The organism is Frondihabitans peucedani, assembly GCF_039537585.1.
Lineage (GTDB): Bacteria > Actinomycetota > Actinomycetes > Actinomycetales > Microbacteriaceae > Frondihabitans > Frondihabitans peucedani.
Window position 1 is genome coordinate 1,821,445 of record NZ_BAABAU010000001.1, and the last position, 20,415, is coordinate 1,841,859.

Annotated in this window: 21 protein-coding genes and 1 tRNA gene; 8 read left to right on the top strand and 14 right to left on the bottom strand. The window is 69.9% G+C overall.

Translation table 11 applies throughout. The annotated features are described in order from the left end of the window. Nucleotides 1-7 precede the first annotated feature (7 nt). Nucleotides 8-844, top strand: a complete 837-nt coding sequence (locus ABD733_RS08380) for a rhomboid family intramembrane serine protease (RefSeq protein WP_344794958.1) — start codon at nucleotides 8-10, stop codon at nucleotides 842-844. 152 nt (nucleotides 845-996) lie between these two features. Here ABD733_RS08380 and ABD733_RS08385 read toward each other — a convergent pair whose 3' ends face one another. Next, nucleotides 997-1,251, bottom strand: a complete 255-nt coding sequence (locus tag ABD733_RS08385; protein WP_344794960.1) for a cell division protein CrgA — start codon at nucleotides 1,249-1,251, stop codon at nucleotides 997-999. 74 nt (nucleotides 1,252-1,325) lie between these two features. Between ABD733_RS08385 and ABD733_RS08390 the strand changes: the two genes are divergently transcribed. Genes ABD733_RS08390 through ABD733_RS08400 form a run of 3 tightly spaced genes read left to right on the top strand, consistent with a single transcriptional unit; the run spans nucleotide 1,326 to nucleotide 2,903 of the window. Beyond that, nucleotides 1,326-2,102 (top strand): class E sortase, encoded by a 777-nt coding sequence (locus tag ABD733_RS08390; protein WP_344794962.1) that lies wholly within the window; start codon nucleotides 1,326-1,328, stop codon nucleotides 2,100-2,102. A gap of 4 nt (nucleotides 2,103-2,106) precedes the next feature. Next, the gene (locus ABD733_RS08395; protein ID WP_344794964.1) at nucleotides 2,107-2,268 is read left to right on the top strand and encodes a hypothetical protein; all 162 of its coding nucleotides are present in this window, start codon (nucleotides 2,107-2,109) and stop codon (nucleotides 2,266-2,268) included. Further along, nucleotides 2,265-2,903, top strand: a complete 639-nt coding sequence (locus ABD733_RS08400) for an anthranilate synthase component II (RefSeq protein WP_344794966.1) — start codon at nucleotides 2,265-2,267, stop codon at nucleotides 2,901-2,903. Before ABD733_RS08395 ends, ABD733_RS08400 begins: the two co-directional genes overlap by 4 nt. Before the next feature lie 153 nt (nucleotides 2,904-3,056). On the opposite strand, the gene ABD733_RS08405 is transcribed toward ABD733_RS08400, so the two are convergent. The 8 genes from ABD733_RS08405 to ABD733_RS08440 all read right to left on the bottom strand — a co-directional run bounded on the left by ABD733_RS08405 (nucleotide 3,057) and on the right by ABD733_RS08440 (nucleotide 12,531). Beyond that, the gene (locus tag ABD733_RS08405; RefSeq protein ID WP_344794968.1) at nucleotides 3,057-3,323 is read right to left on the bottom strand and encodes a hypothetical protein; all 267 of its coding nucleotides are present in this window, start codon (nucleotides 3,321-3,323) and stop codon (nucleotides 3,057-3,059) included. A 192-nt stretch (nucleotides 3,324-3,515) separates the two neighbouring features. Beyond that, nucleotides 3,516-5,219 carry a Stk1 family PASTA domain-containing Ser/Thr kinase gene (gene pknB / locus ABD733_RS08410; RefSeq protein ID WP_344794970.1) on the bottom strand — a complete coding sequence of 568 codons (1,704 nt, stop codon included), beginning with the start codon at nucleotides 5,217-5,219 and terminating at the stop codon, nucleotides 3,516-3,518. Between the two features lie 113 nt (nucleotides 5,220-5,332). Further along, nucleotides 5,333-7,141 (bottom strand): protein kinase domain-containing protein, encoded by a 1,809-nt coding sequence (locus ABD733_RS08415; protein ID WP_344794972.1) that lies wholly within the window; start codon nucleotides 7,139-7,141, stop codon nucleotides 5,333-5,335. Further along, nucleotides 7,138-8,595 carry a peptidoglycan D,D-transpeptidase FtsI family protein gene (locus ABD733_RS08420; protein ID WP_344794974.1) on the bottom strand — a complete coding sequence of 486 codons (1,458 nt, stop codon included), beginning with the start codon at nucleotides 8,593-8,595 and terminating at the stop codon, nucleotides 7,138-7,140. Before ABD733_RS08420 ends, ABD733_RS08415 begins: the two co-directional genes overlap by 4 nt. Further along, a complete protein-coding gene (locus tag ABD733_RS08425) occupies nucleotides 8,595-10,037 on the bottom strand; it encodes an FtsW/RodA/SpoVE family cell cycle protein (RefSeq protein ID WP_344794976.1) in 1,443 nt (480 codons plus the stop codon). The genes ABD733_RS08420 and ABD733_RS08425 overlap by 1 nt, the downstream gene beginning before the upstream one ends. Further along, a complete protein-coding gene (locus ABD733_RS08430; protein ID WP_344794978.1) occupies nucleotides 10,021-11,268 on the bottom strand; it encodes a PP2C family protein-serine/threonine phosphatase in 1,248 nt (415 codons plus the stop codon). Before ABD733_RS08430 ends, ABD733_RS08425 begins: the two co-directional genes overlap by 17 nt. Nucleotides 11,269-11,272: 4 nt before the next feature. After that, on the bottom strand, nucleotides 11,273-11,797 hold the full coding sequence (locus ABD733_RS08435; protein WP_344794980.1) for an FHA domain-containing protein FhaB/FipA: 525 nt from the start codon (nucleotides 11,795-11,797) through the stop codon (nucleotides 11,273-11,275). Further along, nucleotides 11,794-12,531, bottom strand: coding sequence for an FHA domain-containing protein (locus ABD733_RS08440; RefSeq protein ID WP_344794982.1), 738 nt, complete (start codon nucleotides 12,529-12,531; stop codon nucleotides 11,794-11,796). Before ABD733_RS08440 ends, ABD733_RS08435 begins: the two co-directional genes overlap by 4 nt. Before the next feature lie 131 nt (nucleotides 12,532-12,662). Here ABD733_RS08440 and ABD733_RS08445 point away from each other — a divergent pair. From ABD733_RS08445 to ABD733_RS08455, 3 genes are all read left to right on the top strand, one after another. Further along, nucleotides 12,663-12,749 (top strand) — tRNA-Leu (locus ABD733_RS08445). A gap of 407 nt (nucleotides 12,750-13,156) precedes the next feature. Further along, the gene (locus ABD733_RS08450) at nucleotides 13,157-13,456 is read left to right on the top strand and encodes a hypothetical protein (protein WP_344794984.1); all 300 of its coding nucleotides are present in this window, start codon (nucleotides 13,157-13,159) and stop codon (nucleotides 13,454-13,456) included. Nucleotides 13,457-13,474: 18 nt separating this feature from the next. Then, a complete protein-coding gene (locus ABD733_RS08455; RefSeq protein ID WP_344794986.1) occupies nucleotides 13,475-13,915 on the top strand; it encodes a DUF4279 domain-containing protein in 441 nt (146 codons plus the stop codon). Nucleotides 13,916-14,109: 194 nt separating this feature from the next. Here ABD733_RS08455 and ABD733_RS08460 read toward each other — a convergent pair whose 3' ends face one another. Continuing rightward, a complete protein-coding gene (locus ABD733_RS08460) occupies nucleotides 14,110-14,322 on the bottom strand; it encodes a hypothetical protein (protein WP_344794987.1) in 213 nt (70 codons plus the stop codon). Between the two features lie 130 nt (nucleotides 14,323-14,452). Then, nucleotides 14,453-14,947, bottom strand: a complete 495-nt coding sequence (locus ABD733_RS08465) for a hypothetical protein (protein WP_344794989.1) — start codon at nucleotides 14,945-14,947, stop codon at nucleotides 14,453-14,455. 226 nt (nucleotides 14,948-15,173) lie between these two features. Here ABD733_RS08465 and ABD733_RS08470 point away from each other — a divergent pair, with 226 nt between their 5' ends. Further along, the gene (locus tag ABD733_RS08470) at nucleotides 15,174-15,686 is read left to right on the top strand and encodes a DUF805 domain-containing protein (RefSeq protein WP_425552898.1); all 513 of its coding nucleotides are present in this window, start codon (nucleotides 15,174-15,176) and stop codon (nucleotides 15,684-15,686) included. Nucleotides 15,687-15,757: 71 nt separating this feature from the next. Here ABD733_RS08470 and ABD733_RS08475 read toward each other — a convergent pair whose 3' ends face one another. From ABD733_RS08475 to ABD733_RS08485, 3 genes are read right to left on the bottom strand one after another with little or no spacing between them, the layout of a single operon-like run. Next, entirely contained in the window at nucleotides 15,758-16,399 is a 642-nt protein-coding gene (locus ABD733_RS08475) for an ATP-binding cassette domain-containing protein (RefSeq protein WP_344794993.1), read from the bottom strand. Further along, on the bottom strand, nucleotides 16,396-17,229 hold the full coding sequence (locus ABD733_RS08480; protein ID WP_344794995.1) for an ABC transporter ATP-binding protein: 834 nt from the start codon (nucleotides 17,227-17,229) through the stop codon (nucleotides 16,396-16,398). The genes ABD733_RS08475 and ABD733_RS08480 overlap by 4 nt, the downstream gene beginning before the upstream one ends. After that, nucleotides 17,226-20,354: an FtsX-like permease family protein gene (locus tag ABD733_RS08485; RefSeq protein ID WP_344794997.1), complete on the bottom strand. Its 3,129-nt coding sequence runs from the start codon at nucleotides 20,352-20,354 to the stop codon at nucleotides 17,226-17,228. The genes ABD733_RS08480 and ABD733_RS08485 overlap by 4 nt, the downstream gene beginning before the upstream one ends. Nucleotides 20,355-20,415: the final 61 nt, after the last annotated feature.

Below are 20,415 nucleotides of genomic sequence, written 5' to 3' on the forward strand. Positions count from 1 at the left end.
CCCCTCCTTGACCTACGCTCCGAGCAGCACCGACAACTACTGCTACCGCCACCCCGACCGTCAGAGCTTCGTGCTCTGCCAGCGGTGCGGGCGGACGGTCTGCGCCCAGTGCCAGACCCAGGCGGCCGTCGGAGTGCACTGCCCCGAGTGCGTGCGCGAGGCCCGGGGCGCCATGCCCCGGGTCAAGCCGCAAGCTGTCACCCGGGGCCGCAGCATGGTCTCGTCGGGAGCCCCCGTGGCGACCTACGCGATCATGGCCGTGTCGGTCCTCGTCTGGCTGGTCCAGCAAGTCGCCGGCAGTGCAGTGACGAACGAGCTCGCGTTCTTCGCCCCGCTCACCCTCTCCGAGCCGTGGCGGCTCATCACGACGATGTTCGTCCACGGCAGCTTCTTCCACATCCTGTTCAACATGTGGTCGGTCTACGTCTTCGGGTCCATGCTCGAGCGGCAGCTCGGACGGGTGCGCTACCTGGCGCTCTACTTCGTCAGCGGGATCGCAGGATCAGTGGCCGTCTCACTGATCGCTCCGGGAACAGCCGCGATCGGCGCATCCGGCGCGATCTTCGGTCTGCTCGGTGCGTTCTTCGTCATCGAGCGGTCCCTCGGGGGCCGAGGCGTGCAGATCCTGGTGCTCGTCGCTCTGAACCTCGCCATCGGCTTCTTCGTCCCGGGGATCGCCTGGCAGGCGCACGTCGGCGGCGTCATCGTCGGCGCGGTCATCGGCCTGATCTACATGCGCACGCGTCACCGCTCGCAGAACTGGATTCAGATCGGGGCGATCGCCGGGCTGGGGCTCCTGCTCGTCGTCATCGCGCTCGTCCGGTCGGCGCAGCTGCTCGGCTGATCGCGCACGCTCGAACGGGAAGGCCGCCCCGAGGGGCGGCCTTCGTCGTTCTGGCTCGAGAGTTATCCACAACCCTGTCCACAGTGGGGATAGTTACACCCGTGTAAGACGCACCGTTATGAATGACGGGAACGCGTCGAGATCGCGCAGGATCAGCGCCAGCGCGTGGTCATGAGGAAGCCGATGAACATGATCCCGAAGCCGATCAGGATGTTCCAGGAGTGGAGGGACGGCACCGGGTACACGCTCTGGCTGACGTAGAAGACGATGATCCAGGCGAGGCCGAGGAGCATGAAGCCGAACATGACCGGCTTGAACCACACGGGATTCGGGCGGTTGTCGGCGGAGCGGCTGTCGCTCTGCGAGGCGCGCGCCCCGGACGCTGTCGTCTTCTTCTCATTGGCCATGCGCAGCAGTGTATCGTGACGGCCCCTGTGGACAGTCTTCGCACGCCCTGTCACGCCGCCCGTAGAATCTCACCATGACCGATCCTGACGAGCCTGCAGCGAGCGGCGCGGTGCGCGTCCGTGCTCCGCGCCGGCGCACGTCCGTCTTCGGTGTGCTGGGCGAGATCCTGATCACGCTCGGCGTCGTCGTCCTGCTGTTCATCGTCTGGCAGCAGTGGTTCAACGACATCGTGGTCTCGGGCGACACGAAGGCCCAGGCGTCGAAACTCAGCCAGCAGCTGCACGACGAGGCGGGCGTCGGGCCGAGCGTCAAGCCCGGGCGCGACTACGGCACTCCGCCGGTCACCCCGGCGGCGACCGACGGCAAGCAGTTCGGCGTCCTGTACGTGCCGCGGTTCGGCAGCGACTACCAGGTGCCGATCGCCGGCGGCACCGACACCACGCAGACCCTCAACACCGGCGACGCCGGCCACTACGACTCGACGCAGATGCCGGGAGCCACAGGCAACTTCGCGATCGCGGGGCACCGCACCACGCACGGGGCGCCCTTCGCCGACATCGCCGAGCTGCGCGTCGGCGACCACTTCTACGTGCAGACCAAGCAGGGCTACTACACCTACACGTTCCGCAACCTCCAGTACGTCAAGCCGACGCAGATCCAGGTGCTGCAGCAGGTGCCCGACGCCCCGACCGTCAGCACGACGTCGAAAGACCGCCTGATCACCCTGACCAGCTGCAACCCGAAGTACAGCGCGGCCGAGCGCATCATCGCGTACGGCGTCTTGACGTCGTGGCAGCCTCTCTCAGCCGGGGCGCCGGGCGAGATCACGAAGATCGTCGCGAAGGGCTGATCCGATGTACTCCGCTCTCTGGCGCGTCCTGCCCGGCCCGTGGTGGCTCCGGGTCGTCCTCCTCCTGGTGCTCGCCGCCGCCATCCTGTTCGCCCTGGTCACCTGGGTGTTCCCCTTCGTCGACTCCTTCGTCGACTCGCCCAATGTCACGGTTGGTTCCTCATGACCCGCATCCTCGTCGTCGACAACTACGACAGCTTCGTCTACACGCTGAACGGCTACCTGCACCAGCTCGGTGCCGAGACGGAGGTCGTCCGGAACGACTCCTTCTCCCCGGCCTCCGCCGCGTCGCGCATCGCCGACTACGACGGCGTCCTCCTGTCGCCCGGCCCCGGCACCCCCGCGGCAGCCGGCGTCTCGATCGACGTGGTGCACGCGGCCCTCGAGGCGGGCACGCCCCTGCTCGGCGTCTGCCTCGGGCACCAGGCCATCGCCGAGGCGCTCGGGGCGACGGTCACCCACGCCGAGGAACTCATGCACGGCAAGACCTCGAGGGTGACCCACGACGATAGCCCCTTCTACGACGGGGTCCCGCAGCCGTTCGTCGCCACGCGCTACCACTCGCTCGCCGTGGTCACCGACACCGTGCCCGACGAGTTGGTCGTCACGTCGCAGACCAGCGGCGGCGTCATCATGGGGCTGCGGCACCGTGAGGCTCCCGTCTACGGGGTGCAGTTCCACCCCGAGTCGGTGTTGACCGAGGGCGGCTACAGCATGATCGGCAACTGGCTCGGCGTGGCCGGCCTGCCCGACGCCGCCGAGAAGGCCAAGGGGCTGAGCCCGCTCGTCAACCTCGGCTGAGGTCTGTGCTGCGGTGCTGCTGCTGCTGCTGCTGCTGCCCCCGGTCGGCGGGGTAGCTCGGCTGCGCCGCGGCGGGGTGCGGGTGCCGACGTGTGGCGCCGTTCTGCTCCGGCGGGGGCCCGGGGTAGCTGCACCCTCGCGTTCGGCCGTGAGCTAGGCAGGATCGGCGGGGTAGCTCGGCTGCGGCGCTGCGCCGCGGCGGGGTGTGGGTGCCGACGTGTGGCGCCGTTCTGCTCCGGCGAGGGCCGGCGGAGTTGCACCCTCGAGTTCGGCCGTGAGGTAGGCAGGACCGGCGCCGCGTGCGACCCGCACCCCGAAGCGTCGGTGGAACCCCGGCGGACGGGGGTTCGAGCGCCGGAGCGGGGTGCGGGCAGGATCGGCGGGGTAGCTCGGCTGCGGCGCTGCGCCGCGGCGGGGCACGGGTGCCGACGTGTGGCGCCGTTCTGCTCCGGCGGGGGCCCGGGGTAGCTGCACCTTCGAGTTCGGCCGTGAGCTAGGCGGGATCGGCGCCGTGCGTCGGCAGGGGTGGACCGCCGCGGCGGGGTGCGGGTGCCGACGTGTGGCGCCGTGCGGGCGGGCGCGGGAGGGCGGGAGCGCGGAGCGACGACGCGACTACTGCGCAGCAGTGCAGACGGTCAGCGTGATGGTGGAGCCCTGCTCCTGCTCGCCGACGGGGAGATCCTGCGACTTGACGGTGTCGCCGGAGCAGGTGTCGTCGCCGACGGTGTTGACGGTCAGCTCGAGCTTCTGCAGCGCGGCCATGGCGTCGGCGACCGGCTTGCCGGTGACGTCGGGCACGTCGACGGTGCCGCTCGAGACGATGAGGTCGACGGTGGTGCCGAGCTCGACGCTCTTGCCGATCGCCGGGCTGGTCGAGATGACCGTGCCCGCGCTGACGTCGGGGCTGTCCTGCGTGGTGACCGAGCCCTTCTCGAGGCCGAGGGAGGTGACCTGGCCCCAGGCGTCGTCTGTCTCCTGGCCGGAGACGTCGGGCATGCTCACCGTCGCGGGGCCGGTCGAGACGTAGACGCTGATCGTCTCGTCTGTTGCGACCTTGGTGCCGGAGGGCGGGCTGGTCTTGATGATGCGGCCGTCGTCGATCGAGTTGCTGCTGATGTCGACGCGCTGCGGCACGAGCTTGAGCTTCGTGAGCTTGGCGGCGCCCGACGCGTACGGCTCGGACGCCAGACTCGGGACCGCGACGCCGGCGTTGGTCGGCAGGACGACGGGCGAGAGGTGGCCCACCCAGAAGACGACCGCCGCGATGATGATCGCGATCATGACGATGCCGGCCCAGATCCAGGCGACCGGCGGCCTCGTCTGCGTGCGGGCCGGGCGGTTCGTGTCGCTGCTGCCGAGCTCTTTGAGGGCCGCCTCGGAGCCGACGGCCGCGCGGGGGTTGACCCCGAAGAGCGTGGTCGAGACGGTCTCGGGCTGCGTCTGGTGGCGGCGCACCGGGAGGTTGCCGGCACCGGCGTCGACGACGTCGGCGCGGAACTCCGACGCGCTCTGGAACCGGTCGAAGCGGTTCTTAGCGAGGGCGTGGAGGGTGACGGCGTCGAGGGCCGGCGACACCGCCGGGTTGATGACGCTCGGCGGCACCGGCGGCTCGCTGACGTGCTGGTATGCCACAGCGACGGGCGACTCGCCACGGAACGGCGGCCGGCCGGTGAGGAGCTCGAAGAGCACGACGCCGGTGGAGTAGAGGTCGCTCCGGGCGTCGACGGTCTCACCGCGCGCCTGCTCGGGACTGAAGTACTGGGCCGTGCCCAGGATCGCGGTCGTCTGAGCCACGGTCGCCGCCGAGTCGGAGACGGCCCGGGCGATGCCGAAGTCCATCACCTTGACCTGGCCCGAGTGGGTCAGCATGACGTTGCCGGGCTTGATGTCGCGGTGGACGACGCCGGCCCGGTGGGAGTACTCGAGAGCCGTCAGGATGCCCTCGGTCACCCGCACGGCCTCCTTCGGGTCGAGCGGACCCTCGGCCACGATGTCTTTGAGCATCCGGCCCTCGACGTACTCCATGACGATGTACGGCACGAGCACCTGGTTGCCGAGGGCGTCTCGGACGCTCTCCTCGCCGGCGTCGAAGACCCGCACGATGGTCGGGTGCGCCATGCGGGCGGCCGCCTGGGCCTCCTGCCGGAACCGCGAGCGGAACGACGGGTCGGACGCCAGCTGCGACTTCATCAGCTTGATGGCCACCTGCCGGCCGAGGCGCGAATCGGTGCCCAGGTAGACGTTCGCCATGCCGCCGTGACCGATCAGGTGGCCGATCTGGTATCGGTTGGCGAGGAGGCTGATCCCCTCAGTCACGCCTTCTGCCACGAGTGTTCTCCCAAATGCAACGGTCCCGACCCAGTGTACCGGGACGGGACCGCGCGGGTTCCTGGAGGGCGCCGAGGCGACTCACCGAGACCGGATCGTGCTCAATTCGTGGGCGCGGTGGGATCGGCGGTGGGGTCGCTGGTCGGGTCGGCGGCTGCCGTCACCGGGACCGAGACCCCGGGCGACGACGCCGACTTGACGCTGCTGCTGGAGCCGCCGCAGACCGCGACGTAGCTGAAGGTCAGCGTGCCGGGCTGGGACGACTTCACGTTGACGGTCTGGGGCGTGTTGGCGCCGACGGTGGCGGTCGTCTGACCGGAGCTGTCGGTGCCGCCGGTGATCGTGTACGTGAATCCGGTGACCTGGTAGCCGGCCGGGCAGCCGCTGTAGGCGGGGATCGTGATGCCGGTCGTCGTGGTGTCGTCGGCCGGGATGGTCGCACCGTTCTGCGCGGTCGGCGCGGCGGGCTGACCGGCCGTGAGGACGTCTCCGTAGCCGAAGACCGTCACAGTGGTGCCGGCCTGCACGACGCCCGAGGGGTCGACGCGGTAGACCTTACCGACCATGTCCTGCGTGGTGGCGGGCTTGTCCTGGTTGACCTCGACGCGGTAGCCGAGGTTGCCGAGGGCGAGCTGCGCCTGCTGGATCGTCTTGCCGTTGTAGTCGTTCGCGCCGATCGTGTGCGAGGTCGTTGAAGGCGTCGGGGTCTGCGACGGCGGCTGCGACACGGGCTGGCTGGCCGGCGCGCTCGCGCTCTGCGACGAGCCGACGTTCGCCTTCTTCGGCTGGTTGAAGAGAACAGCGAAGACGACGATCGCGATCACCGCCAGGATCGCCAGCACGATCAGCGGCCAGAACCAGGCGCTGCGCTTCTTGCGATCCTGGTCGGCCTCGAGCTCCTCCTCGGCCAGGGCGGCACCGGCCGCACCAGCGCCGACACCGAGGCCGAGGGTGGCGGCGGTGGGCGCAGGATCACGCTCGGGTGCGTCCATGAGGCGGGTCGCGGCATCCTGCGCGGCGAAGACCTGCGTGGCAGCGTCTCCGCTCCCGCCGATCCCGAGGGCCGGCACGGCTGCGGTCGCAGCCGCGACGTCGCCACGGCGCAGCGCGCGAGCGGCCTGCGCGAGAGCCGACGCGGACGCGGGGCGCTCGGCCGGCTTCTTGGCGATGCACGAGTAGACGAGCTTGCGGACGGGCTCCGGGATCGTCGACGGCAGGTCGGGCGGCGTCTCGTTGATCTGCGCCATGGCGATCGCGACCTGCGACTCGCCCGTGAAGGGGCGACGGCCGGCGAGGGCCTCGTAGGCGACGATCCCGAGCGAGTAGATGTCGGTGGACGGCGACGCAGGATGCCCGGACGCCTGCTCGGGCGAGAGGTACTGGACGGTGCCCATGACCTGCCCGGTGGCGGTCAACGGGACCTGGTCGGCGATCCTGGCGATTCCGAAGTCGGTGATCTTGACCCGGCCGTCGGGCGTGATGAGGAGGTTGCCCGGCTTGATGTCGCGGTGCACCAGGCCCGCGGCGTGGGCCGCCTGCAGGGCCGAGGCGGTCTGGGCGACGATGTCGAGGACCTTGTCGGTCGGCAGCACGCGGTCGCGCTCGAGGATGGTCGACATGGCCTCGCCGGGGACGAGCTCCATGACGAGGTAGGCGCTGCCCTCCTCCTCGCCGTAGTCGAAGACGTTGGCGATGCCCTCGTGGTTGACGAGCGCGGCGTGGCGGGCCTCGGCGCGGAAGCGCTCGAGGAACCCGGGGTCGCCGAGGTACTCGTCTTTCAGGATCTTGATCGCGACGGTGCGGCCGATGACCAGGTCGGTCGCCTGCCACACCTCGCCCATGCCGCCGATGGCGACTCGCGATGACAGTTCGTACCGACCACCGAAGGTGAGTCCGCTGAATGGCCTCATTTGTTCAGCACCGCCTCCATTACTTGCTTTGCTATTGGTGCCGCCACGCTGTTGCCGACGAGCGACTGCCCCTGTCCGCCGCCATTCCCTACGACCACGGCGACGGCGACCTTCGGGTTGCTCGCGGGAGCGAACCCGGTGAACCAGAGGGTGTACGGGTCGCCGGTGCCGTTCTCGGCCGTGCCCGTCTTGCCCGCCACATCGACGCCACTAATTCTTGCATTAGTGCCGGTGCCCCTCGCGACGACCTCGGTCATCAGGGTCGTGAGCGTCGACGCCGTGCTCTGGCTGATCGGGTTGCCGTAGGTCTTCGGGTCGAACTTCTGGAGCGTCGACAGGTCGGGGTTCAGGATGCTCTCCACGAGGGTCGGCGTCATCTCGGTGCCGCCGTTCGCGATGGCGGCGGTGATCATCGCGACCTGCAGCGGGCTCTCGCGGACGCTGCCCTGCCCGAACGACTGCAGCATGAGCGTGGCCTGGTTGCCCTCGGTGTCGGGGAACACGCTGGCCTCGGTCTTCTGCGGGATCTCGAGGGCCGACTCGAAGCCGAACTTCTTGGCCATGTCGTTGATCGTCGAGTAGCCGAGCTTCGCGCCGAGCTCGGCGAAGGGGATGTTGCAGGAGTCGATGAGGGCCGTCTCGATCGTGACGGTCGAGCCGCCCCCGCAGGCGCCGCCCTCGGCGTTGTTGATCGAGCGCTCCGAGCCGGGCAGCCGGAGGCTCGCCGGGTTCGGCAGCTTGCTGTCTTTCGTGTAGTCGCCGCTCTCGAACGCGGCGGCCGCGACGACGAGCTTGAAGGTCGAGCCGGGGAAGTACAGGTCGCCCTGGATCGCGCGGTTGATCAGCGGCTGCGACGAGTCGTTGATGAGCTCGTTGTAGGCCTTCAGCACGGCCTGGCGGTCGTGGCTGGCCAGGCGGTTGGGGTCGTAGGAGCCCTTCGACACCATGGCCAGGACCTTGCCCGTGGACGGCTCGATGGCCACGACCGCGCCGGTGTTGCTGCCGAGAGCGTCGTAGGCGACCTTCTGCACGTTCGCGTCGATCGTGGTCTCGACCGAGGCGCCCTCCGGGTCCTTGCCGGTGAGGAGCGCGTTCAGCTTGTCGAAGAACTGCTCGCTGGAGGTGCCGGTGAGCTGCTTGTTGAGGGCGTTCTCGATGCCGGTCGCGCCCTCGCCGAGCGTGTAGTAGCCGGTGATCGGCGAGTAGAGCTCGCCGTCGGAGTAGGTGCGGAGGAACTTGTACTGGTCGTCGACGGGCTTCGACTCGGCGACGGCCTTGCCGTCGACGATGATCGCGCCGCGCTGGGCCGAGTAGCTCTGCAGGATCGCCCGCGAGTTCCGCGAGTCGGCCCGGAGCGAGTCGGCCTGCACCCCCGTGATGTACGTGCTCGACACGAGCAGCGCGACGAACATGGCCAGGACCACGACGCTCACGCGCTTCAGCTGCTTGTTCATCAGCCGACCACCACCCTCGGTCCGGTCCGGATGCCGTCGGACACCCGCAGGAGGAGTGCGACGATGATCCAGTTCGACAGGAGTGACGAGCCGCCAGCTGCGAGGAACGGCATCGTGAGGCCGGTCAGCGGGATCACCCGGGTCACGCCGCCCATGACGACGAAGACCTGGAGGGCGACGGCGAAGGCGAGGCCGACGCCGAGCAGCTTGCCGAAGTCGTCCTGTCCGACGAACCCGATGCGGAAGCCGCGCGAGACGAGGAGCAGGTAGAGCCCCAGGATCGCGACGAGTCCGGCGAGGCCGAGCTCCTCTCCGAGCGAGGCGATGATGTAGTCGCTCTGCGCGAGCGGCGTGGTCTGCGGGCTGCCCTGGCCGAGCCCGGTACCGATCAGGCCGCCGTTGGCGAAACCGAAGAGACCGGTTACAAGCTGGTAGCTGCCGCCGTAGGCGTTGTAGGTGGAGCTCGCGAAGGGGTTGAGCCAGGCCTCGAAGCGGCCGTGCACGTAGCTGAGCGTCGTCGCCGCGACGATGGCGCCGCCGAGGAACAGCCCGACGCCGAGCACGACCCAGCTGGCCTTGCCGGTCGACACGTAGATCATCACGAGGAACAGCCCGAAGTAGAGCAGCGAGGTGCCGAGGTCGCGCTCGAAGATGAGAACGAGCATGGCGACGGCCCAGATGATCAGGATCGGCCCCAGGTCGCGCGGCCGCGGGAAGCGCATGCCGAGGATCTTCGGACCCATCAGCGACAGACTGTCGCGCGCCTGCACGAGGTAGCCGGCGAAGAAGATCGCGAGCGTGATCTTCGCGATCTCGCCCGGCTGGAACCCGAGCGGCCCGATGTCGATCCAGACGCGGGCGTTGAGCCCCTCGCGCCCGAGCCCCGGCACGAGCGGCAGCAGCAGGAACACGATCGAGACGAACATCGCGATGTAGCGGTAGCGCGCGAGGACCCGGTAGTTGCGGATGAGCAGCAGCACGGCGATCGCGATGACGAGGGCCGCGATGGTCCAGACGATCTGGCGGGTGCCCGCGTGCGTCTCGACGGCCTTGCCGACGGTGGAGAGGTCGATCCTGTAGATCTCGGCGATGCCCAGACCGTTCAGGGTGAGGCCGATGGGCAGGATGAACGGGTCGGCCTCGCGGGCGACCACGCGCAGCACGACGTGCATGATCAGGGCGAGCAGCAGGACGCTGGAGCCTCCCCAGAGCACGCCGGTCTCGATCCTGCCGAGGGCTCCGAGCTGCACGAGGATCATCGCCGCCGCGCAGATGCCGCAGGCGAGCACGAGCAGGGCGAGCTCGATGTTGCGGAGACGGGCCGGCTGACGCAGGCGGATCGTGATCGTCTGCGTCAGGTTCGACGCGGAGAACTCGCGGTTGGTCGGCTTGCCGATCGCCTCGGTGGCGTCCGCCGACGGGAGGTCACTGGCTGCTGGCATCGGCGAGCCTCTCGACGATCGCGCGGGCGTCTCGGAGACTGCCCGCGTTGATCGTGTCTTTCACGTTCTGCCGGTTGTAGTTCGACAGGTCGGACACCGAGACGGTGGTGGTCTCGTACACGCTCGACAGGGCGATCGGCCCGACGCTCTGCTGGACGCCCTTGTAGATGACGACCGTGCCGCCCTGCTCGCCGACGTAGTAGTGATCCTGCGTCCACCGGTACGTCGAGAAGACTCCGCCCGCGACGAGCAGGATCGCGACGACCAGCGCCACCAGCCAGGTGATGCGGCGTCGGCGTGCCCGGCGGCGGTCTTCGGCGATGAGCTCGGCGAGGTACTCGTCGCTCTCGGGCTCGAAGTGGGAGTCTTCGGGGGTCGTCGCGACCTTGAGCGGGTGCAGCAGGATCGTGGGGAGCCGCAGCGGGCGCCGACCCTCCTGCCCCTCGAAGGTCAGCGGGGCCGCGGCCGAGCCGACCGTGGTCGGGACCTCGGCGGCACTCGTCTCGCTCTCGTCGACGTCGACGACCACGACGGTCACGTTGTCGGGGGCGCCGTGGTCGAGCGTCTCCTTGACCAGGCGGCGACCGACGGCGTCGGCGTCGAGGCCGGAGGCGAGGGCCTTCCGGATGCGGTCTTCCGCCAAGTAGCTGGAGAGGCCGTCGGAGCAGATGAGCCAGCGGTCGCCGGGCTGGGTGCCGATGATCGCCGTGTCGATCTCGGGGGCCGCGTCGACGTCGCCGAGGACGCGCATCAGCACCGAGCGCCGCGGGTGGACGGCGGCCTCCTCGGGCGTGATCCTGCCCGAGTCGACCAGGCGCTGCACGAAGGTGTGGTCGGCCGTGATCTGGCTCAGCTCGCCGTCGCGGTACAGGTAGATGCGGGAGTCGCCGATGTGGGCGATCGCCATGCTGTTGCCCACGCGGATCATCGCGCTGACCGTGGTGCCCATGCCCGTGAGCTCCTGGTGCTCGAACACGGTCTCGGCAAGGAGCTGGTTCGCGGCGATCAGCGACGACTGGAGGGCGAACTCGGCGTCGCCGGGTGACGTGTAGCCCTTGTCGGTCTCGCGGATCCTGCGGATGGCGATCGCCGACGCGACGTCGCCGCCCGCGTGCCCGCCCATGCCGTCGGCGACCACGAAGAGGTTGTTCCCCGCGTAGCCGGAGTCTTGATTGTTGGCCCTGATCTTGCCAACGTTCGACAGCGCGGAGCTCTTGATCGACGACGCCACCCGGTTACCGCCGCAGCTCGAAGCTCGTCGTGCCGATCGTGACGGTGGTGTTCGTCGGGATCGGCGTCGGGACGGTGACGCGCGTGCCGTTCACGAAGGTCCCGTTGGTCGAGTCGAGGTCTTGGACGACCCAGCGGCCGTTCCAGAGCATGAGGCGCGCGTGGTGCGTCGACGTGTAGTCGTCGCGGATGATCAGGTTGCTCTCGTTCGAGCGGCCGATGGTGAGCGGGCCGTCGCCGAGAGGCATCTCGAGGCCGTTCTTGGCGCCCTTCGTGATGACGAGGCGGGTCGGCGTCTCGCCGGAGGGCGCCGCCGGCGGGACCGGCGTGCGCGGCGCGGACTGCCGGGGCGCCTGCGCGGCCGGAGCCGCCTGCTGGCTCTGCTGACCGGGCTGCTGGTCGGCCGGGAGCCGCTTCGCGCGCTGCCCGAAGAGGTCGCTGCGGAGCGCGTAGACGATGAAGAAGATGAAGAGCCACAGGACGACGATGAACGCCAGCCGCAGGACGAGGAGGGTGAGCTCACTGGTCATCGGAGGGCACCTCCGCGAGGGTCGTCACGCCGGGAATCGCGGGGGTCGCCGGAGCCGTTGCGGGACGTCGACACGGGAAGCACTCGGAACACGATACGCGTTCGGCCGATCTGGATGACGGAGTCGGGCTGCAGGACCGCCTTCGTGAGGGGCTCCCCGTCGAGCTTCGAGCCGTTCGTCGACCCCAGGTCGGTGGCCTGCGCACGCGTTCCGTCCCAGAGGATCTCGACGTGCTTGCGGCTCGTCCCGGTGTCTTGCACCGTGATGTCGGCCTCGCTGCCGCGGCCGATGATCGTGCGGCCCTTGCGGAGCGTGTGACGCGTGCCGTCGATCTCGACGACGGGGGTCCAGACGACGTCGTCCTCGCGCACATTCGCCGAGTCGATGCGCAGGATCCCCACCGTCAGCTCGTCGTTCTGCTCGAGCGCGATCCGCACCGGCCCGGCAAAGGAGTAGGACTGCGCCGCCGCGTGGTTCTTGACCAGCTGCGTCAGCTCGTCGGTCAGGGCCGGACCCATCTCGTCCATCCGGGAGAAGTCGGCCGGCGCGAGGTTCACGTGGAAGTCGTTCGGCACCAGGATGCGGTCGCGGCTGACCACGGCCGCCTTCACGTCGAGCTCGTGGCGGAGCGCGCTGGTGATCTCGAGAGGCTGCACACCCGAACGGAACGTCTTCGAGAAGGCGCCGTTGACGACGCGCTCCAGACGTTGTTCGAAGTTGTCGAGCAGTCCCATTGGTCTCCAGGTCGGTCGCGGCCGTGAGGTTCGTTCGCGGGTCGGGGGCGTGAGTCGCCCAGGCTAGCCCGTGCAAGAGTAGCTGCCGCTGCATGCTATCGTTTTCAGGTTGGCCCGAGCGGCCAGCGCTGGCGCGAGTGGCGGAATAGGCAGACGCGCACGGTTCAGGTCCGTGTGCCCGAAAGGGCGTGGGGGTTCAACTCCCCCCTCGCGCACCAGCAGATGGGTACTTCGTGTCCGTCTCCTCCGGGAGGCGGGCATTTCCCGTTTCCGTCGTCGGAATTGCGGTCCAGACATGAGCGTCACGCGTATGGCTTTCGCTCGAAATCCGGCATACGCGGACGCAGTCTTCAGAAAGCCATCGGACGTTGTCGCGTGAGCGCGAACTACGGAGACTCACTCGGCGTCTGTGGACGCTCGACGCTGCTGCACGAGTCGAAGCGCTTTGCTCGTCAAGTCATCCGCGACTTTCGCGCTCAGAGCTCGACGGCGGGACGGTCGGACGCTCTGGCCCGCCTCTGGAGTCACGCCGACCTCGGGCCCGTCTAGTCACGATCCTGCCAGCGGGCATTCCCGCCCCGTCATTACCTAAGAACGTGACGACGGTCGAGAATGCAGTGTGGACATGTCTCCGAAGCTCCGTGAGTACCCCTACTGGTCTGTCGACGTTCCCGGGCTCGACGAGATCAGGGCCGAGGAGCTGCGGAAGAGATGTCTTCAACTCGGCCTCGACGCCGAACTCGTTGATCCGTCAGAATTTGTGACTCTGCACCTGCCAGAGCCCTTGGTCGGTGCGCTCGTGGCTCATTTCGCTTCCCAGGAGTTGGCGAAGGGCAGCCCCGTTGCGAATCTCGCCGAGTCGCTCGAAGAGGACCTCGAGGCCATGCGTGGCTTGTCGTCGAAGACAAATCAGGCGCGGGCATGAACCAGCACGATTGTCGCGATGAGCATCCCTGACAAGAGGCACACCTACGCGTACCTCTTCGCCGAGAGTACGACGATGCCGCTCGATTCGATCCAGTCGATCCTGGGCCTCGCCCCCGATGCAACGACGCAAGCAGGCGATCCGATCCTGCGCGGACCCGCAGGGCACGTGAGCGGATTCACTAGCTGGACGCTCTACGCTCCGATCCCGAACGACGAGCATCTCGGTCTGTACGGCCTGACGCGTTGGCTCGAGGGCCTGGGTGACGTCGTGGCCGAACGCTTCGGACAGGTCTCCGAACTCGGAGTGCACGTCGGGCTCACCGTCGTCCAGAACATGGACGTGGAAGAAGATCTCGAGACTCGGTCGAACGCAAGGAACTTCGACCTGAGCCCCGCCGCTCTTCGCTGGCTAGCAGATGCTGGCGCCGGGCTCAGGATCGATCAGTATCTCGGCTGAGATCCTTCGGAGGCATCCGCAGGCTCTGAGAGCTGAAGGTCCACGACCGCCGTGGATCCGATGGCTCCACCGGCACTGGTTGAGAGACGTCGTTCAGGGCTGACCGGCTCCGTGACCGAGCCGTGGCAGGTGCTGATATTTTTTTGCCCTGCCGGGGACGGTCGCTCCGGATCGCGCCTCCAAGACGAGGACCCTCAGTGCGAAGTCGAGTCGGTCTGCCTCTGCAGGACGCGCAGTTCCGACCACAGGGCGCGCGCAAGATCTCTTTCGACGCCGACTCGAGCGGAAAAAGCAACGCCATCACTGATGAAGTAATGCGTTTCGAGGAGCGCGCCGATGAGGGCCTGGAGCTCGTCCGAATTGAGTGTGAGCGTGGCCTGTCGGGGAACCACTGAAATAACCTTCATCGAGTCAGTGTGCCGCGCGAGAAGGGCCGTATCGCGCATCGACCCATGAGGGGGTGCGCCTTCTTCTGCGAACGCCGAACGGCGGTCCTCAAAGCTGTGGGCGGCTAGTGGTACCCACAAGACTTGCGATCTATTCAGCTCGATCTGGCCCGATCAGACGGTTCCGAACGTCGGGTGAAACAGGACTCGAGGTCAGATCGACCCGGTGAAACAGCAGGCTGAACGCTCCTCGGCCGGCGAGGACGAAGCTGTGCTCGTAGTGTCCAGGACCAAGGACGTGCATCTCGTCAACGACGATCTCAGCTCCCCGCCGGAGGAACTCGGTCAGGGTCCTCGCTTCGTCTTCGATCACCTCAGCGTGGGTATACCGCAGCCGCAACCGCTCGTAACCTCTCTGCCGATCACCAGACACCAGGATCATGTCCACAGCGTCCTGCGGGAGAAGACTGAACACGTCCACGACGGCGTCACTCAGAGAGATGGCGTCGGTCAGCACGGCCAGGGCTCCCGACTCCGCTCGACTCACGGAGGAGCGCGCGTCCCGCCAGTTTCTCAACCGGGCGTCGGCCACTGAATCGGCGAGTGCACCCTGAAGATAGTCTCGATCGAGCCAGCGCATCGCCATCGGCAAAGCCTAGAGCCGGCCGAGGCGGGCATTTCCCGTTTCCAGGCCGACTCCGCTTCCGGACCGAGTCGGCACGCTCGCCGCGTCACCTGTAGTGGGGGAGACCGCGGAGTGCTGCGGGTTTTAGGGTCGGAGGAGACGCCGAGCCCGGCTCCGGGCGAGTGCGACCACTACTCCTGGGGGAGACATGACCGACGACCTTCCGCCCAAGCCTTCCGGGGCCCCGATGCCCTCGTACGTCGCTCCCGAGCACAACCGGGTGAGCGACTTCGGGGGAGAGCCGCCGCTGTGGGCGCCCTGGTACGGGATCCCGTTCCCGAAGGCGTTCACCCGCTTCTGGAAGAAGTACGCCACCTTCTCCGGCCGGGCCAGCCGCAGCGAGTACTGGTGGTGGGCCCTCTGGGCGTTCCTCGTCACGTTCGTGCTCGGCCTCATCGGCAGCGTGATCGCGATCGCCACCGGCGACTACTCGGCGGCGAGCTCCGCCTCGTCGACCGGAGCGGGCGCCTCGTTCAATACAGACTCGCCGCTGGCGACCGGGCTGCTGGGGCTGTGGTACCTCGCGATCTTGGTGCCCTCGATCGCCATCCAGGTGCGGCGCCTGCACGACGCGAACTTCCGCGGCTGGTGGGTCCTGCTGAACCTGGTGCCGTTCCTCGGCCAGCTCGCCGTGTTCATCTTCACGCTGCTGCCGTCGAACCCGCAGGGGCAGCGGTTCGACCGGCCTGTCGGGCGCTGAGCGCGTCCTGACCGGGGGTGCGCTCCCCGAGATCGCAGAAGACGTCGCGTCGGCGGGGGCCGAGGCGACGACTACTGCGACGTCGGCCGTACCAGCGACAACTGCCGCGTGACCCGACCGAGCAGCGCAGGATCGTCGGTCGCCAGGACGACGACCGCGCCGGCGCTCGCAGCACGTTCGAGCGCCGCCCACACGATGTCGGCCGAGGCGGCGTCGAGCTCGCTGGTCGGCTCGTCGAGCACGAGGAGCGGGGGCGACCCCACGAGCGATCGCGCCAGGGCGACGCGCTGCTGCTGACCTCCCGAGAGCTGCTCGACGAGGTTGTGCCACGACGCCCGAGGCAGCGCGAGCGCCGCGAGGAGGTCCTCGACGGGCTCGACGAGAGAGCCAGAGCGCCTCGGGGCCCGCCGTCCGTCGCGCCCCAGCACCCGCACGCTGACGTTCTCGACCGCCGTCAGCCCGCCGACGAGCTCGTGCTGCTGGGTGAGCACTCCCGCCGTCCCGGGCTCGATCGGCGTCCCGTCGAGGAGCACCTCACCCGCGGCAGGCGCCGCACGACCAGCCAGCACAACGAGCACGCTGCTCTTGCCGCTTCCGGCGCCGCCCGTGACAGCGACGATCTCGCCTCCGGCCAGAGTCTCCGTCAGCGGAGGCAGCAGGTGCCCCGAGGGCAGCCGGATCTCGACGGTCCGCACCTCCAACCCGCCCGTCACCGCTCGCCCTCCCCGCCGCGGAGGCGCAGCCGGATCTCGCCGGCCGCCACCTCGTCCACGTCGACGAGGGCACCGGCGGGCCACGACTCCCGCAGAGCCGTCGGGAGCTGGACCGAGCCGTCGGTGCCGATGACGGCGAAGCGGCCCTCGTCGCTCGCCTCCTCGCCGATGCGTCCGTCGCGCAGGTGGATCATGCGCTGCATCCTGCGGGCCACGTCCTCGTCGTGGGTGACGAGCAGCACCGCGGTGCCCTCGGCCGCGGCCGTGTCGACGAACAGGTCGAGGAGGTGGTCGCGGGAGGCGTCGTCGAGCTGGCTGGTCGGCTCGTCCGCGATGAGCAGCCGGGGGCGGGCGGCCATGGACACGGCGAGGGCGACGATCTGCTGCTCCGAGGGGATCAGCGCCGACACGGGGCGCAGGTCGCGACCGAGACCGTTGGACCGCAGGATCCTGCGCCCCAGCGTCGCGTCGGCCCGCGGCTTCCCGCGCAGCGCCCAGGCGAGGTTGGCCTCCGCGTCCTCGTGGAGGAGCAGGTTCGTCGCAGCGCCCTGCAGCATGAGGCCGAGGAGGTCGCGGCGGATCCTGAGCAGGTCGCGCTCGCGGGCCCTCTCGATGTCGACGCCGAACACGCTGATGCGTCCGGCCGAGGGGCGCAGGATCCCGGCCACGATCGCCATCAGTGTCGATTTGCCCGAGCCCGACGGTCCCAGCAGCGCGATCCGCTCCGCCTCCTGCACGACGAGGTCGATGCCGCGGAGGGCTGCGACGTCGGTGTCGGCCTCGCGGTAGACGTGGACGAGGCCCTCGCAGCGGAGCGCGACAGTGCTCATCGGGCCGTCCTCCCGATCCGAGTCGACCCGAGCCGACGGAACTCGATCCGCGCCCCGACGAGCGCGGCCGCCGTCAGGAGCAGGAGCGTCCCGAGCGCGAGGACGGCGATCGGCAGCGGGGCCGGCGCGAGATCCGGCGGCGGAGTCGGGCCGGCACCGGCCAGCAGCGGGAGGCGGCCGATGGTCAGCCAGAATGCGACAAGGCCGCTGCCGATCCCGAGGAGGGCGCCGGCCGCCGAGGGAAGCAGCGCCTCGAGTGCCAGCAGTCGGCGGAGCCGCCGCGGCGGCACCCCCGCCGTGATCAGCGAGCGCCACTCGACGAGTCGGCCCCGGGACCCGACGACGCGGATCGCCGCGGCGGCGAGGAGGGTCAGGAGGAGGGCGGCGGCTCCGACCGGGAGTCCGGCGAGGGCGGCCCTGGGCGGGGCCTCCCGGGCGTCGGCGTCCTGCACCGCTCCGAGGTGCCTCGTGCCGGTGACGGTGATGCCGTCGGCACGGAGTCTCGTGAGGACGGCGGGCGAGGCGCCGGGCGCGAGCCAGACCTCGTCGAGACCGACCCGCGATCCTGCGTCCGAGACCCGCTCGGCCGCCTCGAGGTCGACCAGGACGCCCTCGTCCAGGACCCGCGGGACGGCGGGCGCCCGGGCCACGACGTGGAGCAGGAGCGGGCTGAGATCGGGGCCGACCCCGTCGACGGTGTCGGTGAGACCGGCGAACCGGGTCGCTCCCGTCTTCGTGCCGACCACCGCCGGCAGCGGCTCGGGGGCGTCGCGCGGTGCTGCGCTCACGGTGCTGCCTCCCGCGTCGTCGGTGAACACGATCCGGAGGCCTCCGGCCGCTCGGCTCGAGAGAGTGGCCGTCGACGGCTGCTGGTCGTCCTGGCTGTCCCCGATCCGATTCCGCCACCGCTCGGGATCGAGCCATGCGGCGAGGTCGCTCGCCGACTGCTCGTCGGTGGAGAACGAGGTGACGGTGAGCTCGGACGTGAAGGGGGGTGCGTCCGCGGCCGAGCTCCGGAGGCCCGCGTACACGAGCCGGCAGCCCTTCGAGCAGGGGAAGCTGCCGGAGGGGCTGACGAGGGCGCCGTCCCGGGGCGGACCGAAGCGGATCGTGTGCCAGCCGTCGACGGCCTGCACGACGACCTCGAAGCGGAGGGCGTCGGCCACGGCCGGGCCCTCCTTGGTGACGGCCCCGGCGATGCTCAGCCGCAGCGTGGACCCGCGGACGGTGAACGACGGCCCGTGAGGAGGCGCCAGTCGCCCTGCCAGAGCGGACGGCGAGAGTCCGCTCCACTCGCTCCGCCAGCTCGAGACCGCGGCCAGCCGCGGCGTATCGATGGCGACGAAGCGCCCTGGCCCGTTGCCGGTCGTCGACACCTCGGCTGCCATCGCCTGGCGACCGGTCGGATCGGCGCGGCGCACGGCTCCGAGCAGCGAGACATCCTGCGGCACCTGCACGCTCAGCACCGTGCTCGCACCGACGGCGGCGTCGGCCCGCTCGTGCTGAAGCCGGATCGCCACCACGGCGACCTCGGCCGAGTAGGTCGCGACCGAGAGCCCGAGGGACACCATCACCGCGGCCATCAGGACGGACGGTGCGCGGCCCAGCTGGCGTCCGATGACGAGGCCGCCGAGGCTGCGAGGAGCGCGCCGGGATCCGCGGCGGATGACCGCGATGGCCAGCTGCACCGCGACGAGGCCGACCACGACGGCGATCAGGCTCGGCGCCAGGAGGGCGAGCTGCGGACCGCTGATCCGGGTCTGGCCTAGGAGCGAGTACACGACGGTGGCGGTCACGAGCACGATCCCCGTCTGCGCGACGAGCGCTCCGCGGCCGATCGCGCGGGGCTCGGTCGACTCCCGCAGCACCGACGACAGCGGGAGCCGGGCCGACCGGACGCTGGCGGCGACCAGTGCGACGAGCGCTCCGAGGAGGGCGAGGCCGGCGGTCGCGAAGACCAGGGGCCGCAGCGGTTCGACGGGGGCGTCCGGGCCGAGCAGGATCGCGGCCCCGACCCGCGCCAGGCCGGTGCCGAGCCCGAACCCGGCGATCCCGCCCGCGACGAGGGCGATCCCGGGCTCCAGGAAGATCGTGGCCAGCCGCCTCCGCGCTGGGAGCCCGCGGAGTCGCGTCAACCCCCACTCCTGCGCCCGCACCCGGCCGATCCTCTGCACGGCCAGGGCGACGGCGAACCAGGCCAGCGCGAGGGCCTCGAGGGTCACGACGGCGAAGAGCACCTCGGCGGCGCGGTGCTGCTCCTCGACGCGGTCGAGCAGCCGGGGGAGCCCGGTCGACGACTGCGTGTTCGTGATCGCCGCGATCGGGCCGACGGTCTGCCGGTGGACGGCCGCGATGTCCTTCCGCACCTGCACGACGTCGTCGAGCCGGAGCGTGTGTCGCAGCGTGAGGAGGCCGTAGCCGGTGCCGCTGATCCCGCGGGTGTCGAACTCGGAGTCGGAGACGACGAGCGACGGCTCGCCCGAGGGCCCGCTCGCACCGGCCAGGCTCGCCGGATCGGCCAGGAACCGCCCCGTCGTCGGCCGGTCGTCGTAGACCCCGACCACAGTGAGCGGCAGCGATGCTCCCGAGACCCGGGCGACCAGGTCCGTGCCGACGGAGAGAGCCGCCGATTCGCCCGTCGTCGAGGGGAGGCCGGAGCGGGCGGCGGAGCGGCTGACGGCCACCTGCCCCGGCGAGACCGGGCAGCGTCCCGAGAGGAGGCGCGCCCCGGCGCAGTCGGAGCCCACCGCGACGAGAGCCGCGGTCGGACCGGACGCGGGGTCGACGCGCGATCCTGCCGGCCCCAACGCGTACGCCTCCGTGCTCTCGGCGGCCGTGACCGGCGTCGTCCACAGGCGGGACGCCGCGGCCGGCTCGGCGGCGTCGCTCGCGGCGATGGTCCCGGTGGCGATGGCGCCGGGGTTCGCATCGGCCGACGTGACGATCGAGGTGCGCGAGCCGCCGACCGGCCCGCTGGCCTCGGCGAGGGTCTGCTGCTCCACGGAGCGCAGCAGGACCGGCGCCGTGACCGAGACCGCCACGGCGATAGCCGAGAGCACGAGGAGCGAGACGGCCGCTGCCGGACGCCGCCGGACGCTGCGCATCCAGAACGGTCTTCGGTACACGCGGCCCCCTCGCTACGCAGGTGTGCCCACAACCTACCGAACCGGTTCACCTGGGAGCCCG